This window comes from Serratia montpellierensis, assembly GCF_020858655.1.
In the GTDB taxonomy this organism is placed as follows: domain Bacteria; phylum Pseudomonadota; class Gammaproteobacteria; order Enterobacterales; family Enterobacteriaceae; genus Serratia; species Serratia montpellierensis.
The window spans coordinates 248,127-255,293 of record NZ_VOSN01000002.1 but is presented as its reverse complement, the minus strand read 5'-3'; the positions used below and the strand labels follow the sequence as shown (position 1 = coordinate 255,293).

7 protein-coding genes are annotated in these 7,167 nt (G+C 57.0%); 2 read left to right on the top strand and 5 right to left on the bottom strand.

Annotated elements, in window-relative coordinates; genetic code table 11:
* Window positions 1–101: 101 nt before the first annotated feature.
* Entirely contained in the window at window positions 102–305 is a 204-nt protein-coding gene (locus tag FUU19_RS02435) for a YbdD/YjiX family protein (RefSeq protein WP_004953088.1), read from the top strand.
* A 21-nt stretch (window positions 306–326) separates the two neighbouring features.
* Window positions 327–1,280, top strand: coding sequence for a GTPase (gene yjiA, locus FUU19_RS02430; RefSeq protein WP_202670111.1), 954 nt, complete (start codon window positions 327–329; stop codon window positions 1,278–1,280).
* An 86-nt stretch (window positions 1,281–1,366) separates the two neighbouring features.
* Here yjiA and FUU19_RS02425 read toward each other — a convergent pair whose 3' ends face one another.
* From FUU19_RS02425 to rffG, 5 genes are all read right to left on the bottom strand, one after another.
* Window positions 1,367–2,764: a lipopolysaccharide biosynthesis protein gene (locus FUU19_RS02425; RefSeq protein ID WP_202670112.1), complete on the bottom strand. Its 1,398-nt coding sequence runs from the start codon at window positions 2,762–2,764 to the stop codon at window positions 1,367–1,369.
* Entirely contained in the window at window positions 2,761–3,891 is a 1,131-nt protein-coding gene (rffA, locus tag FUU19_RS02420; protein WP_202670113.1) for a dTDP-4-amino-4,6-dideoxygalactose transaminase, read from the bottom strand. Before rffA ends, FUU19_RS02425 begins: the two co-directional genes overlap by 4 nt.
* A gap of 54 nt (window positions 3,892–3,945) precedes the next feature.
* Complete coding sequence (locus FUU19_RS02415) at window positions 3,946–4,938, bottom strand: TDP-N-acetylfucosamine:lipid II N-acetylfucosaminyltransferase family protein (protein WP_230507068.1); 993 nt, start codon at window positions 4,936–4,938, stop codon at window positions 3,946–3,948.
* 136 nt (window positions 4,939–5,074) lie between these two features.
* Window positions 5,075–5,944, bottom strand: coding sequence for a glucose-1-phosphate thymidylyltransferase RfbA (gene rfbA, locus FUU19_RS02410; RefSeq protein ID WP_230489543.1), 870 nt, complete (start codon window positions 5,942–5,944; stop codon window positions 5,075–5,077).
* A 20-nt stretch (window positions 5,945–5,964) separates the two neighbouring features.
* On the bottom strand, window positions 5,965–7,029 hold the full coding sequence (gene rffG, locus FUU19_RS02405; RefSeq protein WP_202670115.1) for a dTDP-glucose 4,6-dehydratase: 1,065 nt from the start codon (window positions 7,027–7,029) through the stop codon (window positions 5,965–5,967).
* Window positions 7,030–7,167: the final 138 nt, after the last annotated feature.

Below are 7,167 nucleotides of genomic sequence, written 5' to 3'. Positions count from 1 at the left end.
CAGGAGCTTACTCAAGTAAGTGACTGGGGTTCGGGAGTGCAGCCAACACCGCTGCGGTTCGAAAGACGAAGGGTAAGCAGGGTATTTGGGAGTAAGAAACTATGTTCGGAAATCTCGGCCAGGCGGGGAAGTACCTCGGGCAGGCGGCGCGCATGTTGGTGGGCGTGCCTGACTACGATACCTACGTCCAGCACATGAAAGACAACCACCCGGACAAGCCGGTGATGACCTATAAAGAATTTTTCCGCGAGCGCCAGCAAGCGCGCTACGGCGGCGACGGCAAAGGCGGCATGCGCTGCTGTTAACCCGCAGTCACAAGGACCCGTATGAAACCCATTGCAGTCACCATCCTGACCGGCTTTTTGGGCGCCGGCAAAACCACCCTGCTGCGCCACATCCTGAACGCCGAACACGGCTATAAAATCGCGGTCATCGAGAACGAGTTCGGCGAAGTGCCGATCGACGACGCGCTGATCGGCGATCGCGCCAGCCGCATCACCACGTTAAGCAACGGCTGCATCTGCTGCAGCAAGTCCAACGAACTGGCGGACGCGCTGCTGGATCTGCTGGACGGCGTCGACAGCGGCCAGTTGGCGTTCGATCGGCTGATCATCGAATGCACCGGCATGGCCGATCCCGGCCCGATTACCCAGACCTTTTTCTCGCACGAGATCCTGTGCGAGCGCTTCCTGCTGGACGGCATCATCACCCTGGTGGACGCGGCGCACGCCGACCAGCAGTTGAGCCAGTTCAGCATCGCCCAGGCGCAGGTGGGCTACGCCGACCGCATCCTGCTGACCAAAACCGACGTGGCGCCGGACTGCGAGGCGCTGACCCAGCGGCTGCAGCGGATGAACGCCCGCGCGCCGGTCTACAAGGTGACGCACGGCGACATCGATCTGAGCGTGCTGTTCGACATCGAAGGCTTTACGCTAAACGACAAGCTCAACCTGACGCCACCCGCCCCGCTGTTCCGCCGCATCCCGCAGCCGCAGAGCGACATCCGCTCAATTGTCGTGACGCTAGAGCGGCCGCTGCCGCTGATGCAAATCTCCGACGTGATGGAAGGCCTGCTGCTGGAATACGCCGACAACCTGCTGCGCTACAAAGGCATTCTGTCTATCGAAGACGAGCCGCGCCGCCTGCTGTTCCAGGGCGTGCAGCGGCTGTATAACGCCGACTGGGATCGGGAATGGCTGCCAGAGGAAGAACGCAAGAGTACGCTGGTGTTTATCGGCGTGGATCTGCCGGAGGAGGAGATTCGGGAGCGGCTGCGTTAAGCCTGGAGAAGTGAACGCCATCGGATAGCGTTGGATGGGGAAGTAAAAACGGCGGCAACCCGCGACGGGTTGCCTGACCGAAAACGTTATCTTTTGGCGAACGATTTAAGGAACCGCAGGTTCCTCACCAGCACCACGGCCAGCAGGACGCCCCAATAGACAAACAGCTCGTATTTCATTTTTTCACCCGCCAGCGCGGAAACCGACGCCCCCGCCAGACACAGGAAAGTGAAGAAATACATTTCAAAACGCGGCATGGCCTTCCAGCTGATAATCGAGAACTCCGTTCTCAGGATCAGGAATGCCCAGAAGGCCAGACAGGTGCTGACCGCCGCGCCACCGGCGCCGAAACGAGGCACCAGCAATGCGTTGGCCGCCACGTTGATAATCAACGCGATCAAGGAAGCCAGCATGCTGTAACCGGTCTTTCTGCTCAGGCCGATGCCGACCGCCGTCGTTTCCGACAGCGTGAACAACAAAGGGAAGCCCAGGCTCGCAACCAGAATGTATTTCACATTCACGTAGTTAGCGGGCAAGACAAAGTCAACCAACCAGGAAAAGAGCCCACCCAGGCTGAACAGGCAGACCACGGCGATCAGCATGCACTGCGTGACCTTGTTGATCATCTGCAGCTCGCCGCCCTCGTTGGACTCCGCCAGCTTGTACACCATCGGCGCCCAAACGGTGGAAAACACGCTTTGCAGGATACTCGCCACGCCGGCGAAGCTGACCGCCACCGAGAATATCGCCAGCTGTTCAAAGCCGGAATAGGCCCGCACGAACATCCGATCGATGGTGGTTAGTCCCCAAAACGCCAGCCCGCCCAAAATCAGCGGATAGCCGAACTTGAGCATCGCTTTCAGCTTGCCGGCGTCCAGCGAACTGCGCAGCGCGGCGAGCCAATCCGCCCGAGAAGACCACATCAGCATCAGCGACACCGCGATAAAACCGACGGCGTTCGCCACCACCAGCTGCATCAGCGTATGCTGGGTATACAGGACATAGCACAGGCCGATGACGATCAGCGTCATCAGTTTGGGCATCAGTTGGCTGAGTGAAAACGCCATTCCTTTCTCCTGCATCCTGAGAATCAGGGACAGGAAACGGTTGATGAACGAAGCCAACAGAATCAGCATGACTAGCCAGCTTATCGCCGTGTCTTTCTGTTCGAACAGCAACGCGGACAAACTGCCGGGGAACAGCAGGAACACCGCGCTGATGATGACGATCATCACCAAGCCGGGGAAAGCGACATTCTTCAACAACTGCCCGCGGTCGGATTCGCCGTGGTATTCCCGAACGTAAGCCTGATCGAGCCCCAAACTGAAAAACAGCACGCAGAAAGACACGGCCACGTTCAGCATGCTGATTCGGCCAACGTCGTCCGCCGAAAACAGCCAGGTAATCACCGGCAGGGTCAACAACCCCAGTGCGGCATTACCGATGGGCCCGATGGCGAACGCCAGGATCTTGCGGGCGTTCACTCAAAAAACCTCACTACGCTTTCAATGACTTTATTCAGATCGGCATCGCTCATGTTGTAGAACAGCGGCAAGCGAACCAGCCTCTCGCTTTCGCGGGTGGTGTAGTTGTCTTCGCCGATGAAGGTGCCGAAGACCTTGCCCGCCGGCGCCGAGTGCAGCGGAATATAATGGAACACCGCCATGACGCCACAGGCTTTCAGATGAGCGATGAACTGCGTTCTTTGCTCGATATCCTTCAGCTTCACATAGAACATATGTGCGTTATGTTCACAGTCCGCCGGGATGGTCGGCAACGTCAGCAGCCCTTTCTCCGCCAGCGACGCGAAGCTCGCATAGTACTTGTGCCAGGTCGCCAGGCGGTTATCGTTGATCTCATCGGCCAGCTCCAACTGCCCCCACAGGCAAGCCGACTGCAGTTCACCCGGCAGGAAGCTGCTGCCGAAATCGACCCAGGTATATTTGTCCACCTGGCCGCGCAGGAACTGGCTGCGGTCGGTGCCCTTCTCACGCAGAATTTCGGCGCGTTTGATAAAGCGTTCGTCATTGATTACCAGTGCGCCGCCTTCACCGCCGCTGGTGTAGTTTTTGGTTTCATGGAAGCTGAAAGCCGCCAGATGGCCTTTAACGCCGACGAAATCGCCTTTGTATTTGCTCATGACGCCCTGCGCGGCGTCTTCGACCACCAGCAGGTTATGTTGGTCGGCCAGGCGCATGATCGCATCCATATCGCAGGAGACGCCGGCGTAATGCACGGGCACGATGGCTTTGGTCTTATCGGTAATCGCCGCCGCCACCAGCGCTGCATCCATATTCATGGTTTCAGGATGGATATCGACGAATTTGATTTTTGCGCCGCGCAGCACAAAGGCGTTGGCGGTGCTGACGAAGGTATAGCTTGGCATGATAACTTCGTCGCCCGGCTGGATATCGACCAGCAGCGCGGCGATCTCCAGCGCGGCGGTGCAAGACGGAGTCAACAGCGCGTGTTTGCACCCCAGCTTGTTTTCAAACCATTGCTGGCACTGTTTGCCGAACGGGCCGTCGCCCGACAGTTTCCCATTCTCCAACGCCGCATTGATATATTGAATTTCGTTGCCGGTTACCGGTGGTTTGTTGAACGGTATCATGTTATCCCTTGTTGTCGATTCTGAATGCATGCCGGGGCGATAAGCCATACGGCATCAGGAAGTAAAGACGGCCTTTAACTGCGCGGTCAGGTTCTCAGCGGAGAAATAGGCTTCGATTTTTTGCTCGTTGTCATGCTTTTCCACCGCGCTCAAGCTGCGTAGCGAAAACGTTTGAAGATCCAACACCTGGATGCCTTTTTCTTGAAAGAAGTCCCACTGCGTGGTGCCCGGATTCAAGAACACCGTTTTTTTCAGCCCCAGCAGGGAAATGGTGTTGCCCATCGCCTGCTGGCGATGATGGTTGAACACCGCAATATCCACTTTCCCCAGCAACGCCAGGTAATGCTGGAAAGGCATGAAGTCGGTCAACGGGACAAACTTCTCGCCAAAGCGCCGCGTGCCTTCGGCCACGACTTCCGCCGCATAGCGTTTATTGCCGTAGGAGAGCGGCACGACGAGCTCGATATTCTCGTTTTTATACGTTTCCAAAACGTCGAACGCGGAAAAATGATTATTGGTCGGATCGGCGGAATTACCCAGCAAAATGGTGATTTTACCGTCCGTGCCCGCCGCACGTTCGTCGATGACGTTTTTCTTGTATACGTTGCTGGTATACAGCAGGCACTCATGCCACCGGCCGGCGCAGCCGTACCACTTTTTAGCCAGCTCGTAATCGCCCTTGATGTAAGTGACAAAGTTGCCCATACGCTTGATGACCGGGCGGCGGAGAAGCTCCGTCAGGCGCCATTTGAGGTTGCGCTTGCCGATTTGGTATTGGTAGAGATCGCCCCCCCACATGAACCAATAGCATTTCTTTAATACCCATGGGGTCAACAGCAGCAACAGCGCCATCTTGATGCCGTGGAAACTGTGCAGAATCACCCGGTCGTGGCGTTGAATGGCCTTCATCAGCTGTAGCGTCGGCTTGACGTTGCCGAACAGCTCCGCCCCGAGATAGTGAACATTGTCCGCCGGCGGCAAAGCGAAACGCGCCTTATCGCCGTAAACCCAAAAGGTGTGATCGTCGGAGTCGAATTTCTCATTCACAAATTCAATGAATGAAGGGATAAATTTATCCAGAGGACAAATATGTACAGTGCTCATATCCGCTCTATATGCATGCAGGTTCGTCCAGCGCCTCGCCGCGCTCCGGATATTCGAAGCGCGGCAGGCCGCACCGAAGTTACTTTTCCGCGATCAGCTGCGACAGATACTGACCATACAGCGTTTTGCCAAGCAGCTTGGCTTCGGCGGCGAGCTGCTCGCGCGTCAACCAGCCTTTTCGGTAGGCGATCTCTTCCAGACAAGCGACCTTGAAACCCTGACGCTTCTCGATAGTGTGTATAAACTGTGACGCTTCGATCAGACTGTCATGCGTGCCGGTATCCAGCCAGGCAAAACCGCGCCCCAGCAGCTCGACGTTCAGCGTACCGCGCTCCAGATACATCTGATTCAGAGTGGTGATTTCCAGCTCGCCGCGCGCCGACGGTTTCACCTGCTTGGCCATCTCGACCACGTGATGGTCATAGAAATAAAGCCCGGTGACCGCCCAGTTGGATTTCGGCACGGCCGGTTTTTCTTCCAGCGACAACGCGCGGAAGTTATCGTCGAACTCCACCACGCCGAAACGTTCAGGATCCATCACCTGATAGCCGAAGACGGTTGCTCCTTCGCTGCGCTTCACCACCGACTCCAGCTTGTTGCCGAAGCCCTGGCCGAAGTGAATGTTGTCGCCGAGCACCAGCGCGCAGCTGTCGCCGCCGATGAACGCTTCGCCAATGAGGAAGGCCTGCGCCAGGCCGTCCGGACTCGGCTGGATTTCATAACTCAGATTGATGCCGAAACGGCTGCCGTCGCCCAGCAAGCGCTTGAAGGAGGGCATATCTTCCGGGATGGAGATGATCAGAATATCCCGGATCCCGGCCAGCATCAGCACGGAGATCGGATAATAAACCATCGGCTTATCGTAAATCGGCAACAGCTGCTTGGAAACGCCGCGCGTGATGGGGTAGAGACGTGTGCCGGAACCACCCGCTAAAACAATGCCTTTCATGCTTCTTCCTTAAAAATCGATTAACGGGTCAAACCCAGACGTTCGCCGGCATAGGAACCGTCTTTCACCCGGCGCCACCAGGTCTCGTTCGCCAGATACCATTCCACGGTTTTGCGAATGCCGCTTTCAAAGGTCTCTTGCGGCTTCCACCCCAACTCCGCATCGATTTTGGCGGCGTCGATCGCATAGCGCATATCGTGCCCAGGGCGATCGGTGACAAAGGTGAGGAGATCCGCATAATGCGCGATGTCGCCTGGTTTGTTCGGCACCAACTCATCCAACAGCGCGCAAATGGTTTGCACCACTTCGATATTTTTGCGTTCGTTGTGGCCGCCGATGTTATAGGTTTCGCCCACCTCGCCTTCTGTGACCACCTTATACAGCGCTCGCGCGTGGTCCTCGACATACAACCAGTCGCGCACCTGGGCGCCGTTGCCGTATACCGGCAGCGGCTTGCCTTCCAACGCGTTCAGGATCGTCAACGGGATCAGCTTTTCCGGGAAATGGTAAGGGCCGTAGTTGTTCGAACAGTTGGTGACGACGGTCGGTAAACCATAGGTGCGCAACCAGGCGCGCACCAAGTGATCGCTGGCGGCTTTGGAGGCGGAATACGGGCTGCTTGGCGCATACGGCGTGGTTTCGGTAAACAGATCGTCGGTGCCGTGCAGATCGCCATACACTTCGTCGGTGGAGATGTGATGGAAGCGGAAGGCCTGCTTGCGCTCGGCGTCCAGGGCGTGCCAATACTGGCGGGCTGCCTCCAGTAAGGTGTAAGTGCCGACGATGTTGGTTTCGATAAAGGCGGCCGGGCCGTCAATAGAACGATCGACGTGGCTTTCGGCGGCCAGGTGCATCACCGCATCAGGCTGGAAGGCGGCAAATACGCGATCCAACGCCTGACGGTCGCAGATATCGACCTGCTCGAAGGAGTAACGATCGCTATCGGCGATCGGCGCCAGGGATTCGAGGTTGCCGGCATAGGTCAGGCTATCCAGCACCAAAATGTGATCAGCGGTATCATTGATAATATGGCGTGCAACGGCCGAGCCAATAAACCCGGCGCCGCCGGTAACGATAATTTTCATAGAATCCTCTAAAATACGCCGTGGTCATTTCATCGCCACATTGTTTTACATGCGCATAAACGGCTAAAGGCCTGTTCCTTGGCAACACCCTGCCGGCAATCAATCAAAAACATCCCCAGACGCCGCCACCAGCAAGCC

What these genes read in the sequence shown, in the direction of transcription:
- rffG (WP_202670115.1), bottom strand. Translation starts at nt 7,029, where the DNA reads ATGAAAATTATCGTTACCGGCGGCGCCGGGTTTATTGGCTCGGCCGTT.
- FUU19_RS02435 (WP_004953088.1), top strand. Translation starts at nt 102, where the DNA reads ATGTTCGGAAATCTCGGCCAGGCGGGGAAGTACCTCGGGCAGGCGGCG.
- rfbA (WP_230489543.1), bottom strand. Translation starts at nt 5,944, where the DNA reads ATGAAAGGCATTGTTTTAGCGGGTGGTTCCGGCACACGTCTCTACCCC.
- yjiA (WP_202670111.1), top strand. Translation starts at nt 327, where the DNA reads ATGAAACCCATTGCAGTCACCATCCTGACCGGCTTTTTGGGCGCCGGC.
- rffA (WP_202670113.1), bottom strand. Translation starts at nt 3,891, where the DNA reads ATGATACCGTTCAACAAACCACCGGTAACCGGCAACGAAATTCAATAT.